Source organism: Bacillus sp. AK128, from assembly GCF_053903075.1.
This window is the reverse complement of sequence record NZ_CP096379.1, coordinates 633,963-659,836: the sequence shown is the minus strand read 5'-3', so window position 1 is coordinate 659,836 and position 25,874 is coordinate 633,963. Positions and strand designations below refer to the sequence as shown.

Sequence of the window (25,874 nt, the reverse complement as noted above, 5' to 3'; positions counted from 1 at the left end):
TGAACACGTTCTAGTATTGTTTTCTAGCAGAAGAGGATGGGATATGAAGTTGCTCACGGTACTTAGTCACCGTTCTCCTTGAGACGTTTAAATCATGTTCCTCTTTTAATAGATTCGAGATTTTTTGATCGGATAGGGGCTTTTGTTTATTTTCTTGCTTAGTCATAAGCGAAATGATTTCTTTTACCCTTACTGATGAGATTTCCTGGTTACTGGTTGATTTAACTTTAGAATGAAAAAAGTATTTGAGCTCAAACACACCAGCAGGAGCTTGAACATATTTACCCCTAACTGTACGGCTTATCGTTGATTCATGTAATTCCACATCATTTGCAATTTCTTTTAGGGTGAGCGGCTCGAGATAGGCAACTCCTTTTTCAAAAAACTGTTCTTGCCTTTTGAGGATTGACTCTGTTACTTTAACCATCGTTCGCTTTCGCTGTTCCACACTTTGCCTGACCCAATTTGCTTCCTGAAACTTATTTTTCAAAAAATCATTGGAAGCTTGATCCATCGATTGGTTTTTCATATTTAGGTAGTCTTTATTAATCGAGAACGAAGTATAAGAACGCTCGTTTATGAATACTTTATATTGTCCTTTATGTTTTTCTATAAATAAATCGGGCACAATATAACTGATTTCAGCCTTCTTATATTCTGAACCAGGTCTTGGATCTAGCGTCTGAATTAAATTTAGTGATTTCTTAATTTCATCGTTGGAAATTTTTAGAGCCTTACTGATTGAATCCCATTTTCGCTCTGCAAGCTGTGTGAAATAATGCTCTACTATCTTTTGAATGACTAGTTTTTTCGGGTACTTTCTTCTTAATTGAATCAGTAAACATCCCTGCAGACTTTGAGCACCAATTCCAATCGGCTCTAGCTCGTCCTGAATATAGGTTAACGCTTCGAGTAGTTCTTCATAGGTATGGGGGGATTCAAGACTTAAGTCCTCTAACGACTCTCGTAAATAGCCATGATCATCAAAATTATCAACAAGGAACATAATTCTATGATGAAGTTCTAATGTAATCGATTGCAAGATAAGTTGTGATTGTACATATTCTGACAAGGTTGGTGCATGAGGAGCAGCCACCTCAAAATCTATTTGATGATTCGTTGATTTTATTTTACGAGACTTTCCCTTGTAGGTTGGTTCTTGAAGCTCAATAAACGGGTTTTCCAGTGATAATTCATTAATATAAGTAGTAAGCTCGAACGAAGTATACTGTAGTAACGTAATTGCCTGCCTAAGCTCTTTAGTTAAGGCAAGCTTAGTCGTTTGCTGCTGTACTAGCCCTGTTTTCACGATTCATCACCTCACTCTTATTTTACATCACTTGGCTACATATTAGAATGAAATTCAGAAATCGGTTTAATTTGGTGGAACCTTCCACTTGTTGACAATCAATTTAGGAGGGATTAGTTTGTCTGATACGTTTTCAGTAGATTACTTTGCGGAGAATTTGAGAAAGCATGTGGAGATGCATGCTGAGTTTAATGACCGTGTGGATGCCATGAATAGCTATTATCGATCGATTGTTTCAACTCTTGTTACAGAAAAGCTGACGAAAGGTTCAGAAACACTCCAGCGCATTCGCAATTTAGATGAGGCTTATACTACCATTAAGTCCCAGGAGTTTTAAATAAAGAATGAGCTAGTTAATTAACTTAATTCTATACTATAATAGTAGTACAACTACATTTGGAGGTTCCTATGACATTAACAAATCCTGTCGGACGCTTACGACTTATTGGTTTAATTGAAGGCTTATCTTATCTCATTTTATTAGGGATTGCGATGCCGTTGAAATATATGGCCGACTTCCCAATTGCGGTTACGATTACCGGAGCCATTCATGGTTTATTTTTTGTCCTTTTCTTGTTTGCCCTAGCTCATGTATTTTTTGCCTACCGCCAGTCATTTTGGTTTGGACTTGGTGGGGTCATCGCCTCACTCATACCTTTTGGAACCTTCATTTTAGACAAGCGTCTACAAACACTTGAGGATCCCGTTATTTTTGTAAAAAAACATAAAGATATGTAATAGATAAAGAAGAAGCCTCCGTTACGGATGGCTTCTTCTGTTATTCTCTGCAATAGCGGACTGATTTCGTCCATTTCTTTTTGCTTTATATAAGGCTTGGTCAACAAGATTAAACAATTCTGTGTAATGGATCGCTGTCTTTGGCATATTCCCTATTCCAATTGAAATCGTAATTACCTTTCCAGTTGGACTTGGCGTACTTTCTACTTTCTCTCGAATTCGTTCGGCAATTTGTTGTGCATCTTCAATCTCCGTATCGGGCAATAGAATTAAAAATTCCTCTCCACCTAAACGGAAGCATAAATCTAGGTCCCTTATTTCCTCTTTTAGGAGATTAGCCAAAAATTTTAACACCTCGTCTCCCTTTAAATGACCAAACTCATCATTCACCGCTTTGAAATAATCAATATCGAGAATTAAAACAGAATAGTTCTTGTATTTGTTCATCACCTTGTCAAAGTGACGACGATTATATAAACCGGTAAGAGAATCAAGAATCGATTGACTTTCTGCCAGGTCCACTTGTTCTTTATGGGCTTTGACCATCTTAAACATGGTAGTTTTTAATTCAGAAAGCTCTATATATCGATCTGGTATGACAGGCTGGCTTACATTCTTTCTCTCAGCTATGAATCTGGCATAATTGGCAAGCTGTTTAAGAGGATTAACAATGGCCTTCAATAGAAGAAAAGAAATAATAAAGATGAAAATGATAAATGGAATCGTATATTTCGCCACATTATTAGCTAATTCATATGTTGGGCCCATTACAGACTGAGCTGGGGTCTGACTCACTATTCCCCACTTACTTGTCTCGACATATGAAAAACCTGCCAGCATCTTAATTCCTTTTGTATTTTTAACCTCCGCTTGGCCTTCCTCTCCCTTAACGACCTTCTTAACCACATTATTTTGAATAACGTTCTCTCCAATACGTTCTTTTTCAGGGTGATAGATGATATTCCCTTTTGAGTCGACTACATATACATAGGAATCATTCATATGTTCTGGATGTAGACCAAGAGTCTCCTTGATACTGTTCTGTTCCTCCAAATAGATGGTAGAGCCAATGAATCCAAGGTATTCCCCACCATCATTAAAAACAGGATAAGAAATAAGCACCATTAATCTACCTGTCACTCCTATATACGGCTGAGAAATTAACGACTGTTTCTTTGTTAATGCTTCTTTTACTCCAACTGATTGTAACTGTTTACCGAGCAATCCATAATTAGGAGCTGTCGAGACGATAACCCCGTTATGATCTACAAAAAAAACAGAGTTAAAGAAATTGGTAGAGTCATATATTTTATTAATTTCTAGAGCCATTGTTTCTTGATTTCCCATGAGTAAAGAAACACTCTTTGCTCCTACCTCAAGGGTTCTAAACATATTTCTAAATAAAGAATCTGTTGTATCAGCTAATTTTTCTGCATAAAATTGATTTTCATGTAAGTAACTTTGCTCAAGATGCCCCTTACTTACAATAATACTTGAGGCCAGTCCACCAATACTCGTCCCAAGCATTGCGAAGGATATTAAAATTAGAATTAAGTTTTGTAGAGATATTTTTCGTTTCATTCTAGTCCCACCATATGAAGATTCTTTGTTGCTAGTATTAAATATATCGGCTTTTTTAAAGATTAATTGATATGTACAGATACAAAATAAAAGCATCCCATTTCAGAAATAGGATGCTTTTCGTTACTTATTCATAATTGGACGCGCTCGGAGGGATTCGAACCCCCGGCAGACGTAGTACCGGAAACTACCGCTCTATCCAACTGAGCTACGAGCGCATGTGTTTAGTGTGTGACTTATCTATTATATGAAAGAAATCACTACTTTTCAAGTAGGATTATATTGGATATAGTCGAACATATGTTAAAATTTATGTAACTAGGGTTAGAAAAGCATGAGAATTGGTTATGCTGAATATGGTAGTGAAGGGTATGATTGGACTCATCTTTGAATACATATAATGACAAGGGCTTTTGTTTGACCTTCATTGACCTTAGAGTTATGATAAATACATAAACTACTGAATGATTTTAAAGGAGGATTTCACGATGAATTTAATTCCAACGGTAATCGAACAAACAAATCGCGGTGAAAGAGCATACGACATATACTCTCGTCTTCTTAAAGACAGAATTATCATGTTAGGTTCTGCAATTGATGATAATGTAGCAAACTCAATCGTATCTCAGCTTCTATTCTTAGCTGCTGAAGATCCTGATAAAGATATTTCTTTATACATTAACAGCCCTGGTGGTTCAATAACTGCAGGTATGGCAATCTATGACACGATGCAATTTATCAAGCCTAAGGTTTCTACAATCTGTATCGGTATGGCCGCTTCAATGGGTGCATTCCTTCTTGCTGCAGGTGAAAAAGGCAAGCGTTTCGCGTTACCAAACAGTGAAGTTATGATTCACCAACCATTAGGTGGTGCACAAGGTCAAGCAACTGAAATCGAAATTGCTGCTAAGCGTATCCTATTCCTACGTTCAAAGCTAAACGAAATCCTAGCAGAACGTACTGGCCAACCAATCGAAGTAATCGAGCGCGACACAGAGCGTGACAACTTCATGACAGCTGATAAGGCAATGGAATACGGTCTAGTCGACCAGGTTCTAACAAAAGATAATAAGTAATGATAAGAAAAAGTGAGGAATTCATATCCTCACTTTTTCTTATTTTATAATGGGTTTGTATTTAGTCTACTACTCTTTTTGTATAAGTTGTTTTCTGAAAAGATTTTTCAATATAATAATAATGTAAACAACCAAGAGTTGGTTGGAGCGGAAGGCGTTTGACTCCTGCGGGAAATGAGGGAAGTGTGAGACCCCGCAGGCAAAGCCGAGGAGGCTCACGTCCCTCCCCGCGGAAAGCAAGCGCCTGCAGCGGAAACCAACGGACCAAATTATTAATTAAATTTAAATTAATAATGCAGCAAAATTTGCAGTAACCCACATCAATTAAAGTTGATGAACCTTTTCCTTTTTAACTAGCTCACTTAACTGAGACCATTTAAACTTCTCTCCATACACCATTACACCTTTCACATAGATACGTGATGCCAGGTATGCGATTAGCAAGATGGAAGCTAGTAAAATGACTCCACTAATAACTAGCTGAATCATGGTTATTTCCCCCATAACAAATTTAGCAAACGCAACAATCGGTGAGAAAAACGGGAAATACGTGGAGAACGTGACAAGCATGCCAGTTGGATCCATCATGGTCCTCATACCAACCATTAATGCCCCAATGACAAGAATCATAACGGGCCCCATTACACTTCCAAGGTCCTCCGTTCTTGAAATGACTGACCCTAATGCAGCAAAGCACAAGGCATACATTAAATACCCGCAAGAGAAGAAAAACATAAAAGCTACAATGAGACCGGCATCGATTTGCGATAAATCGAATACAAACCCAAATATATTAAATTGATCAACATTAAGCCAACCAATAAGATGAGCCACATAGCCCGCTAGGAAGAAGATAGAGACTTGGATTAATCCAGCACAAAGATTAGAAAGAACTTTTGCAAATAACATATAAATTGGCTTAATCTTCGTAATCATCACTTCCATTACCCTTGTTGACTTTTCACCGGTAATGTTCATCGCAATTCCTTGACCAAACATTAAGATAAACGTATACATTAAGAAAATAAATACATATACAATACCTAAGCTCCCAGTATTTTCAGCTAACATATTTCTCTCTACTGGTATAGTTGAAAATAACTCCGTTGTAATTTCGGGTGATAAAGAATGTCTATCTGTCACAGAAGAAATATATTGCTGTTGTAACTGGGTAACAAAAGGATAGATGACACTTGTATCTGGATATCGATTGTAGAAATAAGATACCACCGGAACGGATTGTTGCTCTTCAATAATAAGTAAATGATCTACATCCTGATCCTTGATTTTTTCCTTTTCCGCCTCAATATCTTCTGAACCGATGAGGGAGACAGTCCCTCCTTCTATTTCCGCTTCAATCTGCTCTATATTCACTTCAAAGGATGTTGAATTAACGACTGAGATTACTACATTTTCCTCGGATGTCATAAAATGATTATATGCAAAGAATCCCAAAATAACAGCAGAGATAACAATAGAAGTAATCTTAAATCCCTTAGATCTAAGTTGTTCTTTAAAATGAAATAAAAATGCAATCCATAATGGCTTCATATTAAGACCCTACCTTATCAATGAAAATTTGGTGAAGAGTTGGCTGTAAATACGTAACTTCTTTCACATGAATATCCTCTTGCTTTATCTTTGATAAGATATCTAATGGGTCCTGGTCATGGGGCAATGAAAGGGTAATTTTTTTCGCTTCCTGTACAAACGGATAGTTATGGTCTGTACAATAGGTGGCAATTTGATCAAGCTCTCCATACAGTGACAGATGCATGAATCCATATGATTTTTTAACTGTCTCAAGTTCACCAGAAATAACCGCCCGACCTTCCTTCATCAATACTACATTTTCACAGAACTTTTCCACTTGATCCATTTGGTGACTAGACATAATAATAACTTTTCCCTTTTGTTTTTCTTCCATAATGACCTCAGACAAAAGGTTTGCATTGACCGGATCAAGTCCACTAAAAGGCTCATCCAAAATAATTAATTCGGGATTATGTAATAAAGTGGCGATAATTTGAACCTTCTGTTGGTTACCTTTAGAAAGATCCCCTGCTAATTTATCTCTGTAGATTCCAATATCAAATCTTTCAATCCAGTAATCTATACTTTTCTTCACTTCGTCCTTTTTTAAACCTTCTAATCTAGCAAAGTACGATAGTTGCTCGGCTACTTTTGTTTTTGGATACAGTCCTCTTTCCTCAGGTAAGTATCCAAACGAGACATTCTTTAAGCCCTTTTGATTTTTCCAATGAACGCTCCCTTGATCAGGTGACACAAGTCCAAGCATCATTTTAATAGTGGTGGTTTTCCCCGCACCGTTTCTTCCTAATAGGCCAAAGACCTCCCCAGAGGATACTGAAAAACTTAATGAATCTACTGCTTTCTTATCTTTATAGGCTTTTGATAACTCTACAATTTCTAACAATGTATCTTCTCCCTTTGATAACGGCTATTTTAGTACATATGCACTATTAGTTTACAAAAATAAACAGTTAAAATACAACCATTATTTTCCTTAATTGTAAAAGAAAGAGTATACTGACAATGGACTAATCTTTGAACCAAAACCATTGCTGAGTTAATGGTGGATTGTGGCCAATTGTTGTAGTGAATACTGTTGGTTCACCATAATGAAATACAGTAACCTTTTTCTACGACGGAACACCACTATTCTTTATTTCCACAAAAAAATGAATGGCATCGCTGCCATTCATTTTAAATCGTCTGATTTACAAACTTCTCAAGTGCTTCTAATGCCGCCTGCTCATCGTGTCCGACTGCAGATAAAACAACTTCAGCTCCAGAGCCTACCGCTAAACTCATGAGACCCATAATGCTCTTTGCATTCACCTTCTTGCCATCTTTCTCAAGAAAGATTTCTGATGAAAAACGATTAGCTTCTTGAACAAACATTGCAGCTGGTCGTGCCTGTAAGCCTGACTTTAGCTTCACTTCGATTTTTTTCTCAACCATTTGTTTCTTCCTCCTTTGTATTTTGTTTACTTTATATTTTCTCCTGCACGGATTTTATCTGCAATTTCATCAATCTTACGAAGTCGATGATTAATACCTGATTTACTGATGGAACCACCCGATACCATTTCCCCCAGCTCTTTTAACGTCACATCCTGGTAGTCTACACGCAGCTGAGCAATTTCCCGTAGTTTATCTGGAAGTATTTGAAGACCTACTGTTCGATCAATAAACTTAATATTCTCTACCTGTCTGATAGCTGCACCAATGGTTTTATTTAAGTTAGCGGTTTCACAATTCACTAGACGATTTACCGAATTTCTCATATCTCGAACAATTCGAACATCCTCAAACCGAAGTAATGCCTGATGCGCACCAATTACATTTAAAAATTCAGTGATTTTTTCTGCTTCCTTTAGATACGTGATATATCCCTTTTTACGTTCTAACGTCTTACTATTAAGGTCAAACACGTTCATTAATTCACAAAGTGATTCGTTATGCTCCTGATAGAGGGAGAATATTTCTAAATGGTAGGAAGAAGTTTCTGGATTATTGACGGAACCACCTGCTAAAAATGCACCTCGTAGGTAAGAGCGTTTGCAGCACTTTTTCTTTGCTATTGCGGGTGAAATTTCTCGAATAAATTCAAAGCCAGTGTTGAGAATATGCAAGTCCTCTAATATACCTCTAGCATTTTTCACTAAGCGAACAATATATACGTTATTCTTCTTCAAACGCATTTTCTTTCGAACAAGAAGCTCGACCACTACATCATCATAAAACTTCTTTAACAGCGTGTAAATCCGTCTAGCGATCGCTGCATTTTCTGTTTGAATATCAAGTGAGAGCTGCTTATTTGAAAATGACATGGAGCCGTTCATTCTGATTAACGCAGCCAACTCAGCTTTACCACAACAATCCTTCACCTGAAGATTTGTCAGCTCTTTCTTTGTTTCTGATGCGAATGACAACTCTTCACCCCCTTAACCTAATGAACCATCTCATCCATTAGAATATTAGAGGATGTTTGAAAAGTTTTGTGAAAATAGTCGTCGAACTTCATAGGTGGCTCGCTTTTGATTCTTGCAGCCTCGAACTTCTCGGCGATATTTTCTTCTTTTTCTAACACGCTCTATTCTTATACGGTGAAAGTTTTACTCATATACGGTTTCATGCTGTTCTATTAATTTATATAAAAGAGAGGCTACCTTTCCTGTATCATGTCTGATGACTTCTCCATTATAATTAATTATTTTATCATGAATGATCTCTAAACCTAAAGAAGTTAATTTCGATGTGTCATAAATAACTGGTTTTGCTAATTCTTTTGCATAAAGCTCTTGAATGGATTCGGGAATTTCTTCATCATTAACAAGAATTTTATCGATACATGAAGGACCTATATGATTGTATAACGCTTTAACATGATCACTTGCGGTATAATCCAATGTTTCACCAGCCTGTGTCATCACATTACAGACATATATTTTCTGGGCCTTTGATTTACTTACTTCTTCTCCAATTTTAGGAACAAGCAAGTTCGGTAAGATACTGGTATATAAGCTACCAGGTCCAATGACAATCAGATCTGCCCTTCTTATTTCACGGATTGTTTCACTAAGTGGTTCAATTTTTTCCGGAGTAAGAAATACCTTTTTAATACGTTTCCCCGAATAAGGGATTTTTGATTCACCTGAAACGACCGTTCCATCCTCCATTTCAGCATGAAGGACAATACTGCGATTTGCGGCAGGTAATACTTTTCCTTTAACATTCATAACCTTACTCATTTCTCTAATTGCATGCATAAAATCTCCCGTTATATCGGTTAATGCAGCTAGTAGAAGATTACCTAAGGCATGCCCAGACAACCCACCGCCATTTTGAAAGCGATGTTGGAAGAGCTCTACAATAAGAGGCTCTACATCTGAAAGTGCGGCTAACACGTTCCTAATATCACCTGGAGGAGGTATTTGAAGTTCATCTCGTAACCGACCGGAACTCCCCCCATCGTCAGCAACCGTCACAATTGCTGTAAGGTGAACAGGATATTCCTTTAATCCTCTTAAGAGAACGGGAAGTCCTGTTCCACCCCCGATGATGACAATTCGTGGTTGTTTTTTCTTCATGTCATCGACTTTCCTTTCTCCTCTCAATATCACGATGGCTAACATGTGTCCGATACTCAGAACCAAAGTGTTGGGCAATTTTTTCAGATAAAGCAACCGAGCGATGCTGCCCACCTGTACAGCCTATGGCAATCACAAGCTGACTCTTACCTTCACGTTTATATTGTGGAAGCATAAAGGCTAATAAATCAATGACCTTTTCTAGAAATTTATTGGTCTCATTCCATTTTAGAACATAGGTAGACACTTCTTCATCTAACCCGGTTTGAGGTCTCATATGCTCAATATAATGGGGATTAGGTAGGAATCTAACATCAAATACTAAATCAGCATCAATTGGAATTCCGTACTTAAAACCAAAAGATAAAACATTGACCTGAAATACCTGCTTACTATGAGTAGCAAATTGTTTAATGATTTTCTCACGAAGCTCTCTAGGCTTTAATTCAGTTGTATCAAAAATAAGCTGAGCTCGCCCTTTTAATTCCTCTAAAAGCTCTCTTTCAAGCCCTATTCCTTCAAGAGGTAAACCAGAAGGAGCTAATGGATGCGACCGTCTTGTTTCTTTGTAACGCGTTACAAGAGTAGCATCCTTTGCATCTAAGAATAAGATTTGTGGAGTAATCCATGATTTTTCGGCAATATCATCGAGAGCCTCAAAAAGGCTGTCGAAGAATTCTCGACCTCGCAAATCCATAACGAGGGCTACCTTATTCATCTTGTTCCCTGACTCTTTCATAAGCTCTAAAAATTTCGGTAGTAGAGTTGGTGGTAAATTATCTACACAGAAGTACCCTAAATCTTCAAAGCTTTGGATGGCGACTGTCTTACCGGCTCCAGACATTCCTGTAATAATGACCATTTGTACATCTTGAATCGGCCCTGTACTCAACTTTTTTCCCCCTTACGATAGTAAAGTTCACTTTAGCTCGGATCTAAACGGTAGGCTAGTAATTCGAAATTAGACGTATATGTAAATGTTCCGTAGATCATCCCGGCTCCTTTTGCCACATAGTCAATGATATGATAATCACCAGGTGCCATTGGCAAGGAGGATACCTGTTCAAGATCGTGCCAGGACACAGTCCCCTCTTCAGACTCAGCTACATTCTCACCATCATAGTCTGTCGCAAGAAACGTAAACATCATCCACTCAGAAACAATTTGTCCATGATCCTGAATTGTGATCGTAAAAACTCCCTTGAGAGTAGGATTTTTGATAAACACTCCTGTTTCTTCACGAAACTCACGAGTCACCGTATCTCGGACCGATTCCCCTTGTTCCATTTTCCCACCAGGTGCTACATACCAACCGCGACTTGGCTTTTGTAACAAAAGAATTTGGTCGCCTTTTAGCAACACACAGTTCGTCACTCTTTGCATATCGTTCACCTCTTTAGGTTAGGTGCTATTATACTATTTATACTCTTAGCTTTTTCTATTCATTATACTATTATTTAAATATTGTAACAATGAACGAAACTTGAATATGGTGTTAACTTTTGTAGACTACCTGTGAATGAAGGACCTTTATTCAAGAACACTGCATTCCGCTGGTGATTAGATCTCCGAAATGAATAAGGTCTCCGGAATGTGCAATAATTCTGGAAATATGTAAAAAGGTAAAAAAATAGCACGGGAATAATCCCGTGCCAAAGTATATCTATAAAAGGGGGTCAATTACTTACTTTTATAATACCCCATCAATGTTTCACTCGTGTTACAAGAGAGTTAAAACATCATTACTATTTGTAAATTATTTGGACAAGCTGTTTATTCGCTTACCTTTTGCTTCAGTTCTTCTACAAGCTCTTCGACATAATGCTGAGCACTTTGAGCAGCAATACTACCATCACCAGTAGCAGTTACAATTTGACGTAATGTCTTTTCACGAACATCACCAGCTGCAAAAATACCCTCTACCTTTGTTTCCATTCGTTCATTTGTCTCAATATAACCCATGTTATTTGTGATACCTAGGTTTTCGAATGGCTTTGATAAAGGAAGCATACCAATATAAATGAACACACCGTCAGCTGAGAAGTTTTGCTCCTCACCTGATTCTGTATTTACTAATGTAACACTTCCAACTTTTCCATCTTGATCATTAATTTCTTTGATCGTATGGTTCCAGATAAAATCAATTTTGTCATTGGCAAAGGCACGTTCTTGAAGGATCTTTTGAGCACGTAATGTATCACGTCGGTGAACAATCGTTACTTTTGAAGCAAAGCGTGTTAAATACACACCTTCCTCAACTGCAGAGTCTCCTCCACCTACAACAACTAGCTCTTTCCCTTTAAAGAAAGCTCCATCACACACTGCACAGTAGGATACGCCACGTCCACCAAGCTCTTTTTCTCCTGGTACACCGATTTTCTTGTACTCTGCACCGGTTGTAATGATTACAGCTCTTGCTTTAAACTCTTTCTTCCCAGCAATAACGGTCTTATATTCTTTTCCATCAATGACTTCTTTAATATCACCGTAAGCATATTCAGCGCCAAACTTCTTAGCATGCTCAAACATTTTCGTTGAAAGCTCAGGACCTAAAATATGATCGAAGCCTGGATAGTTTTCAACCTCTTCCGTGTTTGCCATTTGCCCACCTGGCACCCCACGTTCAAGCATTAACGTACTTAAATTGGCACGTGATGTATATACAGCTGCTGTCATTCCAGCAGGACCAGCTCCAATAATAATCACATCATAAATTTTTTCTTCAGACATTACTCTCACTCCTTTGTCCAAAATCTCCATATACCTTAATATGAACTCGACGTTCTACTATTATCCTATAAAACACAGCCGAAAACGTCCATATATATGCTCAAATTAGGAGAGGTGGTTGGATAAGTTTTTTTGTGAAGTGTTAGTCAAACTTGTTTTGTGAGGATGACTGACTGATAGGTTCTAAACTGGTTTTGTGCAATTAGTTTGAGTTTGAGTGCAATTATCGTGCAAAGTCGTGCGATTATATCTCATTTTGATAACGCGAGTCGTGCGATTATGGTATTTGTTATTAGCTTGAAGGACATTTTCTCTCTGTTTCAGTGCTGGAAAGTCCTTCATCTGCTTCATGAAGGACTTTCCCCCTCTACTTCCTGCTTGAATTGTCCTTCATCTGCCTTATGAAGGACATTTCCCCTCTTCCTCCTGCTTGATTTGTCCTTCATCCGCCTTATGAAGGACATCCCCCCCTACTTCCGGCTTCAATTGTCCTTCATCCACCTTATGAAGGACAATTCCACTCTACTTCCTGCTTGAAATGTCCTTCATCCACCTTATGAAGGACACTTCCCCTCTACTTCCGGCTTGAATTGTCCTTCATCTGCCTCATGAAGTACAATTCCACTCTTCCTCCTGCTTGAATTGTCCTTCATCCACCTCATGAAGGACATTCCCCCTCTACACCCTGCTCGAATTGTCCTTCATCCGCCTCATCCATTCAATATCCACAATAAAAAGACTGCCACCACGGCAGTCTCTTTACCCATTTCTATATGAACTTAATAAATAAATGTACTTTCTGACCGTGGCACTGGAGATATTATAAGTACGTGATACGGCAGCCTGTGTGGTTGCTTTTCCAATCTCATCAAGGAATAAGTACTCGATTGCAGCTGCAAGTGCTGGTGTGTTGATTAGCTTCTTTTCAGATAGCTGTGGCATCACCTGAAACCATTGAGAGAGAATCGTTGAGAGATTACTACGGTCATGCTGATATCTCGTATATAGGAGATCTGCTACCAGAATTCCTTTTTGATAATGTGATGACTTCACAGAAACGGTTTGGTTTTTCTCTTTTAACTGAAGATAATAGCTAAGTAGCTCATCATCGCCTTTTTCTTCAAGTGGCAAAGATTGTTCCCAAGGGGCGCTTCCCTTCTTTTCAGGCGAAAGGAGTAATACCTTTTTCCAGCTGTATTGTGCCAGTTGCTCATGCTTCATGTGATAAGCAGATTGAGCTAACCAATAAAAATACGTTGCATCACCGTCATAGCCAGTCTTTTTCAAGGAAAGAAGCCATTGAAACGCTAAGTCATAGCGTCCGACCATTCCGAAAGTAGCACCAAGTTTATAACGGTGTTCCATTAACATCGGATGGACTACCTTTAAATGGTCAACTAAGTTATTGACCATCTCATCATTTCGTAAATAAAAATGAATGACTACCTTATTACACAATGCATGAAGATTACCTGGATTTTTTTCTAAAATATCCTCTAAAATAATCAATGCTTCATCTGAATTTCCGATGTAAAAATTAGCTAACGCTAAATTATTATAGGCTGACCAGAATTGCGGATGCCCATCAATTAACTCATGAAGAATATCAATAGCCCCGTGAAAATCTCCTTTTTCCATGAGCTCGCGCGCGTGGTCCTGTAAAAAGATAAGGTCATCCTCATCATCTTCCGAATCATCACTATCTAGTGATAAAAGTTCTAACAAATCTTCCGTATCCTCTAAAAACTCACCATCCGGTGAAAGTTCCATATATTTTAGCGCATGTCTTTTAGCCTCTTGAAATAAACCAAGGTGAGCAAAATTATTAGCGATGAAATAATAGCACTCGACCATATCAGGATCAAGTTCAGTTACGACAATTCGTAAATATTCAGTAGAAAGCTGATATTCTCCGACTTCTGATAAGACCGCAGCAAGCTGGCAAAGAATTATCGGTTCCTCTGGTTCTAGCTCATGAGCACGCTTTAGAAGCTGAATTGACCGCTCAAAATCTCTATTTCGATAGGCTCGCAAGCCCTTCTTATAAAAAAAATCTCCATCTAAGTGGAAGGGAATAACCACTGCATTTGCTTTCTCCCTAGTTGCTCCAACCTGTTTACTCATTCCTTCCTCCATTCCCTTTACAAAACCCTAAAATTTTTTATCTACACGAACCTTTTCATGAGTATTAATTATAACACACTTTTTAAGTGCCAGTCACCACCCGATTTTTGTCAAACAATGTCGATTCTCTCGTGAATTCTTCCCCCTTACAAAAAAATAAACCAAATAGCCGATAACCGGCCATTCGGTTTATTTTTTATGTCTTTGTTGAAGCGCTTCTAAGACACGATCTAGTGGAAGGTCTTGCTCCCTGAGAAGAACGAGTAAATGATACAGAAGATCAGAAACTTCCCAAGTAAGCTCCTCATGATCACGGTTTTTAGCTGCGATAATGACCTCACCAGCTTCTTCGCCGACCTTCTTGAGAATTTTATCAACACCTTTTTCAAATAAATAGGTTGTATAAGCACCCTCTGGACGTTCCTTTTCACGAGCCGCGATGACTTGCTCCAGCTCATTGATGATGGAAAAACGGTCACTACCACTAGCTTCCTTCTTTTCTCCAACCAATACATCATTAAAACAAGAATAAGCTCCCGTATGACAAGCAGGGCCAGCTGGAATGACTCCAACTAGAATGGCATCCTGATCACAATCGTATTTCATTGAAACAATTCTTTGAGTATGACCGGATGTTGCACCCTTATGCCACAGCTCCTGTCTAGAACGACTATAAAACCAAGTTTCTCCACTTTCAATTGACTTTTGAAGAGATTCCTCATTCATATAAGCTAATGTTAATACTTCCTTACTGACTGCATCCTGAACAATCGCAGGTACTAAGCCCTTTTCATCAAAACTAATTTGATCAATCTTCACCTTACTGTCACTCCTTTTTCACGTAAGTACTGCTTCACTTCCTTCACAGATGTCTCCTTGTAGTGAAAAATCGAAGCGGCTAATGCTGCGTCTGCTAACCCCTCATCAAAGGCTTCCTCAAAATGTTCAGCAGATCCTGCCCCACCTGAGGCAATAACAGGAACGGTCACAGCCGAACTAACTGCCTTTGTTAATGCCAAATTAAAGCCGGATTTTTCTCCGTCCTTATCCATGCTCGTTAATAGAATTTCTCCCGCTCCGCGACGAACTGCTTCCTTTGCCCAATCGACAACTTCCCACTCCGTTGGTTTACGACCACCGTGAGTGTAAACACGCCATGAACCTAGCTCTTCATCATAACGGGCATCTATCGCACAAACAATACACTGGGATCCGAAGAAATCGGCCCCTTCATTTATTAAGTCAGGGTTGACTAAGGCAGCTGTGTTAACCGATACTTTATCAGCACCTGCTCTTAAGATTCGTTTCATATCCTCTAACGCATTAATTCCGCCTCCAACCGTAAACGGGATGGCGAGTTGTGCAGCCACTTGCTCGACTACTTCTACCATTGTTTTACGTCCTTCATGTGAAGCCGAAATATCAAGGAACACTAGCTCATCAGCACCCTCTTGATCGTAAAACTTCGCTAGCTCAACCGGATCACCCGCGTCACGGAGTTCAACAAATTGAACCCCCTTTACGACACGACCATCCTTCACATCTAAGCATGGGATAATTCGTTTAGCGAGCATCGTATTCCACCTCTTTTACTGCTTCTGCAACGGTAAATTGGTTCGTATACAGGGCCTTCCCTACAATAGCGCCACCAACACCAACCGAAGTAAACTCTCTTAGCTTCTTTAAATCCGCAAGAGAACTTACCCCTCCGGAAGCAATCACCGTTTTCCCAGTGATTCTAGCAAGCTCCGAAACTGCCTCTACATTTGGACCAGATAGCATTCCATCGGTCGCAATATCCGTGAAAATAAACGTTTCCGCACCATGCTGTACTAATTCAAGTGCCAAATCCGTTGCTTTAATCGTCGAAGTCTCAATCCAACCCTCAGTTGCAACATACCCATCCTTTGCATCGATTCCGATGGCTATTTTCGCGCCGTATGTACGTAGCATTTCTTTTACAAATTCAGGGCTATTAATAGCAGCACTTCCTAATATAACTCGGTCGACACCCTGACTTAAATAATACTCAACATCTTCATGAGTACGAATTCCGCCACCAATCTGTACCTTAGCAGGTAGCTCCTTCGCAACCTGTAGTACATATTGATCATTCACTCTCTTTTTCGCCTTTGCCCCATCTAAGTCCACCATATGGATCCAGCTAGCCCCTTGCTCTGCAAATAAAGAAGCCATATCAAATGGTGAATCCCCATAAACGGTTTCCTGGTTATAATCACCTTGTATTAACCTTACACACTTCCCGCCACGCATATCAATCGCAGGATATACTGTAAAACTAGTCAATTAAAGCCCTCCCTTCTCCACAATCGCTGCATAATTTTTAAGAATGGCTACACCAAGGTCACCACTTTTTTCTGGATGAAATTGTGTCCCCAATACATTTTTCCGTCCCACAATCGCCGGCACCTGAACATCATATGAACTACTAGCCAAAACGACAGGATCTACCGTGTCAACAAAATAGGAGTGTACAAAATAAACATGACCTTCCTCTAAATCAGCTAGTAACGGATTTTCTTGGTGAAACGCTAAACGATTCCAGCCCATATGTGGTACCTTATATTTTTCACCTGTGTTTGTTACTCCTGGAAATCTAGCCACACGACCTTCTAATAAGCCTAGCCCTTTTGTTAAGCCATTTTCTTCACTTTCCTCAAATAACAACTGCATCCCTAAGCAAATTCCAAGTAACGGTTTACCAGCTTCGGTCTGTTCCTTAATAAAACCAGTTAGACCTGTTTCATTCAAAATCCCCATTGCATCCTTAAAGGATCCTACACCAGGTAAAATAAGCCCTTTTGCTTTTTCCAGCTCCTTCACATCACTAGAAAGTACATAGTCATATTCCAAGCGCTCTAACGCTTTACTAACGCTATACAAATTTCCCATTCCATAATCGATAATGCCAATCATTTATAACATTCCCTTCGTAGATGGAACTCCCTTAATACGAGGATCAATGGTTGTAGCTTCATCTAACGCACGCGCTAACGCCTTAAAAATCGCCTCAATAATATGGTGTGTGTTATGGCCATAATGAACGATTACATGTAAGTTCATTCTTGCTTCAAGTGCTAGCTTCCACAAAAATTCGTGAACAAGCTCGGTATCAAACGTTCCTACCTTTTGACTTGGAAAATCTGCACGGAACTCTAAATGAGGACGATTGCTTAAATCAACAACCACTTGAGCTAAAGCCTCATCCATCGGAACAAAAGCATTACCGTAACGCTTGATTCCTTTTTTATCCCCTAATGCTTCTTTTAAAGCAATTCCTAAACAAATTCCAATATCCTCTGTTGTATGGTGATCATCTACCTCCACATCACCTTTTGCGTCAACAGTCAGGTTGAATTGGCCATGCTTTGTAAATAAATCTAGCATATGTGTCATAAATGGAACGACCGTATCTAAAGTAGATTGGCCTTCTCCATCAATGTTAAATTCAAGAGTTATTTGAGTTTCATTAGTATTTCGCTCGATATGAGCTTGACGAGTTTGTGACATGATTTAATCCTCCAGTCGATATTCTACAGCACGTGCATGTGCTTCTAAACCTTCTAATCTTGCAAAAGCAGCGATTTTCCGTCCATTCTCTTGCATTGCCTTTTCACTATAAGAAATAATACTAGACTTTTTCGTGAAATCATCTACATTCAATGGGCTTGAAAACCTAGCTGTTCCATTCGTTGGTAAAACATGATTCGGTCCTGCAAAATAATCCCCTACAGGCTCTGAGCTATATCTTCCTAAGAAAATCGCTCCTGCGTGTTGAATCTTCCCTAACACATCCATAGGACTAGCCGTTAACACCTCTAAATGCTCAGGGGCTAATTCATTGACAAGCTGGATCGCATTCTCTAACGTTTCCGTTACATAAATGGCACCATAGTTCTCAATCGATACTCTAGCAATTTTTTCACGTGGGAGCGTTTGAAGCTGTTTTTCTACCTCTTCCTTTACCTCGTTTGCCAGATTTTCTGATGTCGTAACAAGAACACTAGAAGCTCGTTCGTCATGCTCAGCTTGAGATATTAGATCAGCGGCAACCTCAGCCGCTCTTGCCGTTTCATCAGCAAGCACAACAATTTCACTAGGTCCAGCAATCATGTCGATTGAAACATGTCCAAATACCTCACGCTTAGCTAATGCGACGTAAATATTCCCCGGTCCGACAATCTTATCAACTTTAGCGATGGAATCTGTTCCATATGCTAAAGCCGCAATTGCCTGCGCTCCACCAACCTTATAAATTTCTTCGACACCAAGTTCATTGGCTGCTACAAGCACACCTGCAGGTAATGTACCGTTTTGTTGAGGTGGTGACACCATAACAATTCGTTTCACCCCAGCAACTAAAGCTGGAGTCACATTCATTAAGACAGAAGAAGGATAAGCGGCAAGTCCACCTGGAACATAAACGCCTACCGAATCTAAAGCCGTAATTTTTTGTCCTAAAATCGTTCCATTCTCCTCCGTCGTAATCCATGATTCACGTTTTTGACGCTGGTGGTAATCCTTAATATTTGCAGCTGCCTCACGGATAATCGGTAGCATGCTTTCATCTAGCTCCTCATAAGCCTGTTCGATTTCGGCTTTTGAGACCTTTAATGAATCTAGTATTACTCGGTCAAACTTTTCAGTGAAGGAAAAAAGAGCTTCATCCCCGCTTTTTCTCACCTCGGTGATGATATCTAAAACGGCTAAACGTTGCTCATCTGTCCCTTGCTCAATCGTCCGTTTTAATGAAGCTGTGTTTGGATTTATAACGACTTTCATTGATTCCACCTCCTATTCAATGACTCTTGATAGCTTTTCAACAAGCTCATCAATAACTTGATCCTTCACCCGGTAGCTAACTGGATTAACAATCAACCTTGATGTAATATCAGCAAAACGATCAAGCTCAACTAACCCATTTTCCTTTAATGTTTGTCCTGTTGACACAATATCAACAATCCGGTCTGCTAACCCAATTAATGGAGCTAACTCGATTGAACCATTGAGCTTAATAATCTCAACCTGCTCGCCCTGCTCTCTAAAATAACTAGCTGCAACATTTGGATATTTAGTAGCAACCTTTGGAGCCACATCACGAATTACGGTATTTGGTAAGCCAGCAACAGCAAGATGGCACTTACTGATTTTCAAGTCCAGGACCTCATACACATCGCGCGCTTCCTCCATCATGACATCCTTTCCAGCAATTCCAACATCCGCAACTCCATGCTCCACATAAGTCACCACATCCATAGGTTTCGCTAAAATAAATCTCATGTTCGCTTCTTCTATATCTAAGATGAGCTTTCTCGACTCATCAAATTCCTCTGGTAAAGGATAGCCCGCTTTTCTCATTAATTGAACAGCTTCCTCAAAAATTCTACCCTTTGGCATCGCAATCGTTAGGAAAGATTTCATAGCTGCTTCTCCTTTCCTGCACTTCCTATAAAATAAGTCACTTCGCTAAACTTTGTTGTAAACGAATCGATATCACGTACTCCCTTAAGATCCTGAAGCACAACCTGTTTCCCTTGGTTTCGACGGTCCGTTGCATACTCAATAGCTGCTTTTCTTTGCTCTTGACTGAAAATGACACATTCCAGCTTTGCTTCACTACTGGTTTCACCGAGAGCCTCTAGTAAATAATCCAACCGGATTGCAAAGCCCGTAGCATCTGCTTGTCGCTCAAAACGTTCTAACAGCTGGTCATAACGGCCACCACTACAAATTGGATATCCAACCTTTGAAGAATACCCTTCAAACAAAATTCCAGTATAGTAGCTCATATGTGGTACTAGATTTACATCAAGCTTTACATAAGAAGTCACTCCATGCGCCTCAAGGGCATCCCATAGCTGCTGTAATTGTTCAACCGCCTGCTTCGCCTGATCATTTTGAACAAGTTGACTCGCTTTTTGTAAAATATCCCCTTCACCACGGAGCTGCAAAATAGCGAGAAGTCTATCCTGATCAATGGAGGATAGCGGCAAGCTCTTTACATGCTCCCGGTACCCTACATAATTCTTTTCATATAAATATCTCTTAATATCGCTAACTCTCTGCTCACTTCCGAGCACATCTGTAAATAACGCATCAATAAAGCCAATATGTCCGATTGCAACCGTAAATTCTGATAGTCCTGACTCAATCAACGAATGAATCATTAATGTAATAACCTCAGCATCAGCACTGGAGGAAGCATCACCAATAAGCTCCACTCCAACCTGTTCAAACTCAGCTGGTCTACCGCCCTCACGCTGCTGTGCCCGAAACACATTCGTATCATAAGCAAGCCGTAGCGGATAGCCTCCCGTATATAATCTTGAAGCAGCAAGTCTCGCAATCGGTGCCGTCATATCAGGTCTAAGGACAAGCGTATGTCCCTGCTGATCCATCAATTTAAATAACTGCTGATCTAAAATCGCAGAAGACTCCCCAACCGTTTCATAATATTCAAGAGTCGGTGTCTCTAAAAATTCATAGCCAAATCCCTCTATCACACTACTAACTTGGTGACGGGCTTGTTTCTTTAATTTATATAAATTCGGTAATGTATCTCTCATCCCAACTGGCTTTTCAAACATCTTTCGTTTTGACAAAAGATCACACATCCTTTCTATGTAAAAAATAGGCTTCTCTATTTCCGATCGAAACGCTTTAGTTCGCTAATATGGTAGAGAAGTGAAGTTATTTGTAGTTTACACGTTAACAGTAGGAGAGTCAACCGTTTTGGGCTAGGTTTTTATGGTGGGATTTTGTTGCTGGCACTGACTCTGTTGGATATAGATTTGTGCATATATTTAAAAAAACGTGCAGAAGTTCGTTGGAATCGTGCAGAAATCTATAAAGAACGTGCATATATCCTGAAAATCGTGCATAACGCTAGAATAAGTGACCACTACTAAACCTAAAACTAGCTCAGTCCTTTCTCCTGCTCTATCTACTTTCCCAATCAACCCCGAAATCGATTCTATTACCTCTATTATTCCCTATTTCCCCAACCGAAACAGAAAAAGCCACAAACTAATTGTTTGTAGCCTCTCTTGCTTCTCTCTGTTCCTTCGTATAAATGACTTGCATTGGATTACCTCCGACAAAGGATCCCGGCGGCACATCTCGATGAACAAGTGTCCCCGCTGAAACAATCGAACCGTCTCCAATTACGACTCCTGGAAGGATCGTCGAATTGGCACCAATCATGACTTCACTACCGATGACCACATCACCGAGACGGTATTCCTTAATCAAATATTCATGTGCAAGGATCGTTGTATTATAACCAATCACTGAATTACGGCCGACACTAATCTTTTCAGGAAACATAATATCGGGAACGACCATGAGCGCAAATGCAGTTTGCTCTCCAACCTTCATGTTAAGAAAGGTTCGATACAACCAGTTCTTCACAGACAAAAACGGAGTAAACCTTGCCACCTGTATGACAATGAAATTTTTAACCACTTTCCAAAATGAAACGGTTTTATATATTTGCCAAAGTGAATTGGCACCCTGTACGGGATACCTTGTCGTCCTTCTCACATTAGTTCTCCTCTAAAATCGCTAATAAGTCTCTCATATTATGAAGCATATAATCTGGCTTGAAGGATTGTAAGTAGTCGACACCCTTTAATGACCAGGCAACACCTGCCGTTTTGGTGCCGGCATTTTGCCCTGAAAGAATATCATGATGATTATCTCCAACCATGATTGCCTCTTCTGGCTTTTCACCAAGCTGAGCTAACGCCTTCTCAACCGGTTCAGGATCAGGCTTCGCGTTCTCCACATCATCTAATGTCACAACGACATCAAAAAACTGGTCAAGCTTGGTAAGCTTAAGACCCATGTTGACAGTGTGACGAAGCTTTGTTGTCACAATCCCAAGCTTATACCCCTTTTTATGAAGAGCTTCAATCGTTTCGTAGACCCCTTCGAACTCTGTCACGAGCTGATCATGATGAGAAAGATTATGCTCACGGTATGTCGTAATCATTTCTTCCACTCTACTCTCATCAATTGCAACAAATGTATCGTATAAAGGAGGTCCAATAAATGAAATGGCATCCTCACGTTTATACTGTTCTGGATAATAATGATCCAACGTGTGTAAAAACGAGGATATAATTAGTTCATTTGTATCAATTAACGTACCGTCTAAATCAAATAATAATGTATTAACTTTCATAAGTGGCTTCCTTCCTATCTACTGGTTGTACTCGGTTCCAAATCACGGCGACAACCACTGTTAGTATAATCGCAACAACTAATCGAATTAATAATAAAGGTAAAACGGGTATTCCAAGTGGAATAAAGATCAGTGTATCTTCAACCACAGCATGGCATGAAACGAGGAAAATAAATGCCAGTGTTAAGTCTTTTTTGCTCACGCCATCTTCCTTTGCTGCCTGAATCATAACCCCCGCACCATATGCTAGGCCAAATAATAGACCAGCTGCTAGAGTTGTTGACGTATTCTCCTTCATACCAAGCACTCTCGTAAATGGAGACATCCATTTTGAAAAGGTGTCTAACCATTTTAAATCCTTTAAAATTTGAATCACAACCATTAATGGAATAACAATGATCGCTAATTGCACAATTCCAATCAACGCCTTGGAGACAGCATCCATTAGAATGGGTAGCCAGCCAGTTATGACCTCTTCCTGTTTAGAGATGAAGCCATACTTGGCGAGCTCACCGCCACCCTTCCATACTAAATTAATGACAAGCCCCGATAATATTGCTAAACCAACTCGTACGACTACCGTTAACCAAACGCTAACTCCAACTCGTTTGGCAACCATCGATTCAACTAACATATTGTGTGAGAATGATAGCATGACAGCTAATATAAATACTTCTTTTACTGTTAAATCTAGCGTTAGAATTGCGCCAATCGCTGCATATAAATTTAAAAAATTCCCCAGTACCAGTGGAATGGCTGCATCACCTGAAAGACCAAGCCAACCCATTAACGGTTCAATCCCTTTAATCACCCATTGCAGAATCGGGGTATATTGTAGAATTGACACGATAATCGTAATGGGAAAAATAACCTTTCCTAAGGTCCACGTGGTTGTTAGCCCAACAATTAATCCCCGTTTTATACTACCTAACATCGTCTCTCCCCTTCTGCTCTCTACTTGTTGTCTAGGTATCGTTGACTAGAATAGCCCTTTACTCTTCGGAAAATTAATAAGCCAACCGCTAGTAGAATCAAGCCGATTGAAATCACCTGAGCAATGCGCAGTGACTCCGTCAGCATCAAGCTATCTGTTCGTAACCCTTCAATAAAGTAGCGTCCTACCGAATAATACATCACATAAGTTAAGAATAACTCCCCACGGCGAAGATTTGCTTTTCTCAATAGGATTAAAATAATGACCCCTGCAAAGCTCCAAAGAGATTCATATAAAAACGTTGGATGATAGTACGTACCATTTATGTACATTTGGTTGACAATGAATTCAGGTAAGTACAAGCCTTCTAAAAACTCACGAGTAACTTCACCACCGTGAGCCTCCTGATTCATGAAGTTACCCCAACGTCCTATTGCCTGACCTAAAAGAATACTTGGTGCTCCAATATCAGCCAGCTTCCAAAACGAGATTCCACGCTTTTTCGCAAATATTACTGCTGTGATTATTGCCCCAATTAACCCACCATGAATCGCCAAACCACCATTCTGAATCATAATGATTTCAGCTGGATGGGCTAGATAATAATCTAGTTTAAATAAAACATAATACAATCGCGCTGAAATAATCGCGATTGGAATTGCCCAAAGTACTAGATCAATAAAAACTTCTTTATCAAGACCTCTCCTTTGCGATTCTCGAACCGCTAGCCAAAGTCCAAGCATCGCTCCAGCCCCGATAATGACACCGTACCAATAAATTGTAAACGGACCTAGCTCTAAAAAGACCCGGTCTAATTGTGGAACACTCTCCATTTCCCCACTCTCCTATATCCTAATCTCTAGCTAAATTTTACATAGGCTCTCTTTATGTATGGCTGTGTTAAACATTGTTGTTGATTTTCGTTACAGGACACTCGCTTTCCACGGGGCGTGCGGTGAGCCTCCTCGGCATGCGCCTCCGGGGTCTCACCTGTCACGCTTCTCCCGCAGGAGTCTCGCGTCCTTCCACTTCAATCAACTCTGCTAAAAATCAACACTCTACTTTAACATAGCCTTATGTATAGCAACAATCTATACGAAAACAGTCTTTACATATCATCATGATCGCCGTCTTCAATGACATCTGTTAAACGACTTGAAAATTGTTCGGCTGCGTTCACTCCCATTTTCTTCAAACGATAATTCATCGCTGCCACTTCAATAATAACCGATAAATTTCGTCCCGGACGAACAGGAACGGTGATTTTCGTTACTTCCGTATCAATAATTTTCATTTTTTCATCATCTAATCCAAGTCGATCATATTGCTTGGCTTGATCCCAAAGCTCTAAATTAACGACCAGCGTCACCTTTTTATAAGATCGAACTGCTCCAGCACCAAACAACGTCATCACGTTAATAATCCCTAATCCACGAATCTCTAATAAATGCTGAATCAATTCAGGTGCAGTCCCAACAAGATTACCTTGGTCCTCCTGACGAATTTCCACACAGTCATCGGCAACCAATCGATGTCCACGCTTTACTAGATCAAGGGCAGTCTCACTTTTACCGACACCACTTTTCCCAATAATCAGCACACCAATTCCATATATATCAACAAGCACCCCGTGGATCGCCGTGGTTGGAGCAAGCATTCCTTCCAAGTAGTTAGTGAGACGACTAGATAATCTGGTCGTTTTAGTGGCTGAACGCATAACAGGCACTGCTTCGCGTTCAGAAGCATCCAGTAATTCCTGTGGTACTTCCATATCTCGAGATATAATAATCCCAGGCGTAATATCCGTGCAAAGCTGATCCATTCGGTTTCTCTTTTCCTCTAAAGGTAGCTGATCATAAAAGGACATTTCTGTTTTACCTAAAAGCTGAATTCGCTCCGCAGGATAATAGGTGAAAAAACCTGCCATTTCAATACCAGGACGTGATAAATCACTCGTAGTAATGGGTCGATTAATGCCTTCTGCTCCACTGATTAATTCAAGATCAAACTTTTCAATTAAATCCTTCGTTCGAACCTTTACCATTAATTCTTCCTCCTG

The 25,874-nt window shown here is 39.6% G+C and carries 27 protein-coding genes and 1 tRNA gene; 3 read left to right on the top strand and 25 right to left on the bottom strand.

Annotated features, from left to right (window positions below):
• Nucleotides 1-10 precede the first annotated feature (10 nt).
• A complete protein-coding gene (gene rpoN / locus M1D60_RS02920) occupies nt 11-1,309 on the bottom strand; it encodes an RNA polymerase factor sigma-54 (RefSeq protein WP_456277723.1) in 1,299 nt (432 codons plus the stop codon).
• 118 nt (nt 1,310-1,427) lie between these two features.
• Here rpoN and yvfG point away from each other — a divergent pair, with 118 nt between their 5' ends.
• Together yvfG and M1D60_RS02910 are read left to right on the top strand one after the other, a co-directional pair.
• The gene (yvfG, locus tag M1D60_RS02915; protein WP_456277722.1) at nt 1,428-1,646 is read left to right on the top strand and encodes a protein YvfG; all 219 of its coding nucleotides are present in this window, start codon (nt 1,428-1,430) and stop codon (nt 1,644-1,646) included.
• A 71-nt stretch (nt 1,647-1,717) separates the two neighbouring features.
• Entirely contained in the window at nt 1,718-2,047 is a 330-nt protein-coding gene (locus tag M1D60_RS02910) for a DUF3817 domain-containing protein (RefSeq protein WP_456277721.1), read from the top strand.
• Between the two features lie 21 nt (nt 2,048-2,068).
• Here M1D60_RS02910 and M1D60_RS02905 read toward each other — a convergent pair whose 3' ends face one another.
• Both M1D60_RS02905 and M1D60_RS02900 read right to left on the bottom strand, forming a co-directional pair.
• The gene (locus M1D60_RS02905) at nt 2,069-3,628 is read right to left on the bottom strand and encodes a sensor domain-containing diguanylate cyclase (protein WP_456277720.1); all 1,560 of its coding nucleotides are present in this window, start codon (nt 3,626-3,628) and stop codon (nt 2,069-2,071) included.
• A 142-nt stretch (nt 3,629-3,770) separates the two neighbouring features.
• Nucleotides 3,771-3,846, bottom strand: a tRNA-Arg gene (locus M1D60_RS02900).
• A gap of 270 nt (nt 3,847-4,116) precedes the next feature.
• On the opposite strand from M1D60_RS02900, the gene clpP reads away from it, so the two are divergent.
• Nucleotides 4,117-4,704 carry an ATP-dependent Clp endopeptidase proteolytic subunit ClpP gene (gene clpP / locus M1D60_RS02895; RefSeq protein WP_456277719.1) on the top strand — a complete coding sequence of 196 codons (588 nt, stop codon included), beginning with the start codon at nt 4,117-4,119 and terminating at the stop codon, nt 4,702-4,704.
• Between the two features lie 324 nt (nt 4,705-5,028).
• Here the strand turns inward: clpP and M1D60_RS02890 are convergent, their stop codons facing one another.
• The 22 genes from M1D60_RS02890 to hprK all read right to left on the bottom strand — a co-directional run bounded on the left by M1D60_RS02890 (nt 5,029) and on the right by hprK (nt 25,859).
• The gene (locus M1D60_RS02890) at nt 5,029-6,255 is read right to left on the bottom strand and encodes an ABC transporter permease (protein ID WP_456277718.1); all 1,227 of its coding nucleotides are present in this window, start codon (nt 6,253-6,255) and stop codon (nt 5,029-5,031) included.
• A 1-nt stretch (nt 6,256) separates the two neighbouring features.
• Nucleotides 6,257-7,141 carry an ABC transporter ATP-binding protein gene (locus tag M1D60_RS02885; protein ID WP_456277717.1) on the bottom strand — a complete coding sequence of 295 codons (885 nt, stop codon included), beginning with the start codon at nt 7,139-7,141 and terminating at the stop codon, nt 6,257-6,259.
• Between the two features lie 290 nt (nt 7,142-7,431).
• Entirely contained in the window at nt 7,432-7,689 is a 258-nt protein-coding gene (locus M1D60_RS02880) for an HPr family phosphocarrier protein (protein WP_456277716.1), read from the bottom strand.
• Nucleotides 7,690-7,715: 26 nt separating this feature from the next.
• Nucleotides 7,716-8,663: a DNA-binding protein WhiA gene (gene whiA, locus M1D60_RS02875; RefSeq protein WP_456277715.1), complete on the bottom strand. Its 948-nt coding sequence runs from the start codon at nt 8,661-8,663 to the stop codon at nt 7,716-7,718.
• Nucleotides 8,664-8,846: 183 nt separating this feature from the next.
• Nucleotides 8,847-9,821, bottom strand: coding sequence for a gluconeogenesis factor YvcK family protein (locus M1D60_RS02870; RefSeq protein ID WP_456277714.1), 975 nt, complete (start codon nt 9,819-9,821; stop codon nt 8,847-8,849).
• A gap of 1 nt (nt 9,822) precedes the next feature.
• Nucleotides 9,823-10,683, bottom strand: coding sequence for an RNase adapter RapZ (rapZ, locus tag M1D60_RS02865; RefSeq protein WP_456279336.1), 861 nt, complete (start codon nt 10,681-10,683; stop codon nt 9,823-9,825).
• Nucleotides 10,684-10,745: 62 nt separating this feature from the next.
• Nucleotides 10,746-11,204 (bottom strand): NUDIX hydrolase, encoded by a 459-nt coding sequence (locus M1D60_RS02860; protein ID WP_456277713.1) that lies wholly within the window; start codon nt 11,202-11,204, stop codon nt 10,746-10,748.
• A gap of 390 nt (nt 11,205-11,594) precedes the next feature.
• Nucleotides 11,595-12,551, bottom strand: coding sequence for a thioredoxin-disulfide reductase (gene trxB, locus M1D60_RS02855; RefSeq protein ID WP_456277712.1), 957 nt, complete (start codon nt 12,549-12,551; stop codon nt 11,595-11,597).
• Nucleotides 12,552-13,310: 759 nt separating this feature from the next.
• Nucleotides 13,311-14,675, bottom strand: a complete 1,365-nt coding sequence (locus tag M1D60_RS02850) for a tetratricopeptide repeat protein (RefSeq protein ID WP_456277711.1) — start codon at nt 14,673-14,675, stop codon at nt 13,311-13,313.
• Nucleotides 14,676-14,864: 189 nt separating this feature from the next.
• Nucleotides 14,865-15,494, bottom strand: coding sequence for a bifunctional phosphoribosyl-AMP cyclohydrolase/phosphoribosyl-ATP diphosphatase HisIE (gene hisIE, locus M1D60_RS02845; RefSeq protein WP_456277710.1), 630 nt, complete (start codon nt 15,492-15,494; stop codon nt 14,865-14,867).
• Nucleotides 15,491-16,249, bottom strand: a complete 759-nt coding sequence (hisF, locus tag M1D60_RS02840) for an imidazole glycerol phosphate synthase subunit HisF (protein WP_456277709.1) — start codon at nt 16,247-16,249, stop codon at nt 15,491-15,493. The genes hisIE and hisF overlap by 4 nt, the downstream gene beginning before the upstream one ends.
• Complete coding sequence (hisA, locus tag M1D60_RS02835) at nt 16,239-16,982, bottom strand: 1-(5-phosphoribosyl)-5-[(5-phosphoribosylamino)methylideneamino]imidazole-4-carboxamide isomerase (RefSeq protein ID WP_456277708.1); 744 nt, start codon at nt 16,980-16,982, stop codon at nt 16,239-16,241. The genes hisF and hisA overlap by 11 nt, the downstream gene beginning before the upstream one ends.
• Entirely contained in the window at nt 16,983-17,612 is a 630-nt protein-coding gene (hisH, locus tag M1D60_RS02830) for an imidazole glycerol phosphate synthase subunit HisH (protein WP_456277707.1), read from the bottom strand.
• Nucleotides 17,613-18,206 carry an imidazoleglycerol-phosphate dehydratase HisB gene (gene hisB / locus M1D60_RS02825; protein ID WP_456277706.1) on the bottom strand — a complete coding sequence of 198 codons (594 nt, stop codon included), beginning with the start codon at nt 18,204-18,206 and terminating at the stop codon, nt 17,613-17,615.
• A 3-nt stretch (nt 18,207-18,209) separates the two neighbouring features.
• A complete protein-coding gene (gene hisD / locus M1D60_RS02820; RefSeq protein ID WP_456277705.1) occupies nt 18,210-19,478 on the bottom strand; it encodes a histidinol dehydrogenase in 1,269 nt (422 codons plus the stop codon).
• 12 nt (nt 19,479-19,490) lie between these two features.
• The gene (gene hisG / locus M1D60_RS02815) at nt 19,491-20,117 is read right to left on the bottom strand and encodes an ATP phosphoribosyltransferase (protein ID WP_456277704.1); all 627 of its coding nucleotides are present in this window, start codon (nt 20,115-20,117) and stop codon (nt 19,491-19,493) included.
• On the bottom strand, nt 20,114-21,310 hold the full coding sequence (locus M1D60_RS02810) for an ATP phosphoribosyltransferase regulatory subunit (protein ID WP_456277703.1): 1,197 nt from the start codon (nt 21,308-21,310) through the stop codon (nt 20,114-20,116). The genes hisG and M1D60_RS02810 overlap by 4 nt, the downstream gene beginning before the upstream one ends.
• Nucleotides 21,311-21,722: 412 nt before the next feature.
• Nucleotides 21,723-22,238, bottom strand: coding sequence for an acyltransferase (locus tag M1D60_RS02805; RefSeq protein ID WP_456277702.1), 516 nt, complete (start codon nt 22,236-22,238; stop codon nt 21,723-21,725).
• A gap of 1 nt (nt 22,239) precedes the next feature.
• Nucleotides 22,240-22,881: a pyrophosphatase PpaX gene (gene ppaX, locus M1D60_RS02800; protein ID WP_456277701.1), complete on the bottom strand. Its 642-nt coding sequence runs from the start codon at nt 22,879-22,881 to the stop codon at nt 22,240-22,242.
• A complete protein-coding gene (locus M1D60_RS02795) occupies nt 22,871-23,815 on the bottom strand; it encodes a nucleoside recognition domain-containing protein (protein ID WP_456277700.1) in 945 nt (314 codons plus the stop codon). Before M1D60_RS02795 ends, ppaX begins: the two co-directional genes overlap by 11 nt.
• 20 nt (nt 23,816-23,835) lie before the next feature.
• Nucleotides 23,836-24,648, bottom strand: a complete 813-nt coding sequence (lgt, locus tag M1D60_RS02790) for a prolipoprotein diacylglyceryl transferase (protein WP_456277699.1) — start codon at nt 24,646-24,648, stop codon at nt 23,836-23,838.
• Between the two features lie 275 nt (nt 24,649-24,923).
• Nucleotides 24,924-25,859 (bottom strand): HPr(Ser) kinase/phosphatase, encoded by a 936-nt coding sequence (hprK, locus tag M1D60_RS02785; protein ID WP_456277698.1) that lies wholly within the window; start codon nt 25,857-25,859, stop codon nt 24,924-24,926.
• Nucleotides 25,860-25,874: the final 15 nt, after the last annotated feature.

What these genes read in the sequence shown, in the direction of transcription:
- M1D60_RS02910 (WP_456277721.1), top strand. Translation starts at nt 1,718, where the DNA reads ATGACATTAACAAATCCTGTCGGACGCTTACGACTTATTGGTTTAATT.
- M1D60_RS02905 (WP_456277720.1), bottom strand. Translation starts at nt 3,628, where the DNA reads ATGAAACGAAAAATATCTCTACAAAACTTAATTCTAATTTTAATATCC.
- clpP (WP_456277719.1), top strand. Translation starts at nt 4,117, where the DNA reads ATGAATTTAATTCCAACGGTAATCGAACAAACAAATCGCGGTGAAAGA.
- M1D60_RS02890 (WP_456277718.1), bottom strand. Translation starts at nt 6,255, where the DNA reads ATGAAGCCATTATGGATTGCATTTTTATTTCATTTTAAAGAACAACTT.
- M1D60_RS02880 (WP_456277716.1), bottom strand. Translation starts at nt 7,689, where the DNA reads ATGGTTGAGAAAAAAATCGAAGTGAAGCTAAAGTCAGGCTTACAGGCA.
- M1D60_RS02870 (WP_456277714.1), bottom strand. Translation starts at nt 9,821, where the DNA reads ATGAAGAAAAAACAACCACGAATTGTCATCATCGGGGGTGGAACAGGA.
- rapZ (WP_456279336.1), bottom strand. Translation starts at nt 10,683, where the DNA reads ATGGTCATTATTACAGGAATGTCTGGAGCCGGTAAGACAGTCGCCATC.
- M1D60_RS02860 (WP_456277713.1), bottom strand. Translation starts at nt 11,204, where the DNA reads ATGCAAAGAGTGACGAACTGTGTGTTGCTAAAAGGCGACCAAATTCTT.
- trxB (WP_456277712.1), bottom strand. Translation starts at nt 12,551, where the DNA reads ATGTCTGAAGAAAAAATTTATGATGTGATTATTATTGGAGCTGGTCCT.
- M1D60_RS02850 (WP_456277711.1), bottom strand. Translation starts at nt 14,675, where the DNA reads ATGAGTAAACAGGTTGGAGCAACTAGGGAGAAAGCAAATGCAGTGGTT.
- hisF (WP_456277709.1), bottom strand. Translation starts at nt 16,249, where the DNA reads ATGCTCGCTAAACGAATTATCCCATGCTTAGATGTGAAGGATGGTCGT.
- hisH (WP_456277707.1), bottom strand. Translation starts at nt 17,612, where the DNA reads ATGATTGGCATTATCGATTATGGAATGGGAAATTTGTATAGCGTTAGT.
- hisB (WP_456277706.1), bottom strand. Translation starts at nt 18,206, where the DNA reads ATGTCACAAACTCGTCAAGCTCATATCGAGCGAAATACTAATGAAACT.
- hisD (WP_456277705.1), bottom strand. Translation starts at nt 19,478, where the DNA reads ATGAAAGTCGTTATAAATCCAAACACAGCTTCATTAAAACGGACGATT.
- hisG (WP_456277704.1), bottom strand. Translation starts at nt 20,117, where the DNA reads ATGAAATCTTTCCTAACGATTGCGATGCCAAAGGGTAGAATTTTTGAG.
- M1D60_RS02810 (WP_456277703.1), bottom strand. Translation starts at nt 21,310, where the DNA reads ATGTGTGATCTTTTGTCAAAACGAAAGATGTTTGAAAAGCCAGTTGGG.
- ppaX (WP_456277701.1), bottom strand. Translation starts at nt 22,881, where the DNA reads ATGAAAGTTAATACATTATTATTTGATTTAGACGGTACGTTAATTGAT.
- M1D60_RS02795 (WP_456277700.1), bottom strand. Translation starts at nt 23,815, where the DNA reads ATGTTAGGTAGTATAAAACGGGGATTAATTGTTGGGCTAACAACCACG.
- lgt (WP_456277699.1), bottom strand. Translation starts at nt 24,648, where the DNA reads ATGGAGAGTGTTCCACAATTAGACCGGGTCTTTTTAGAGCTAGGTCCG.
- hprK (WP_456277698.1), bottom strand. Translation starts at nt 25,859, where the DNA reads ATGGTAAAGGTTCGAACGAAGGATTTAATTGAAAAGTTTGATCTTGAA.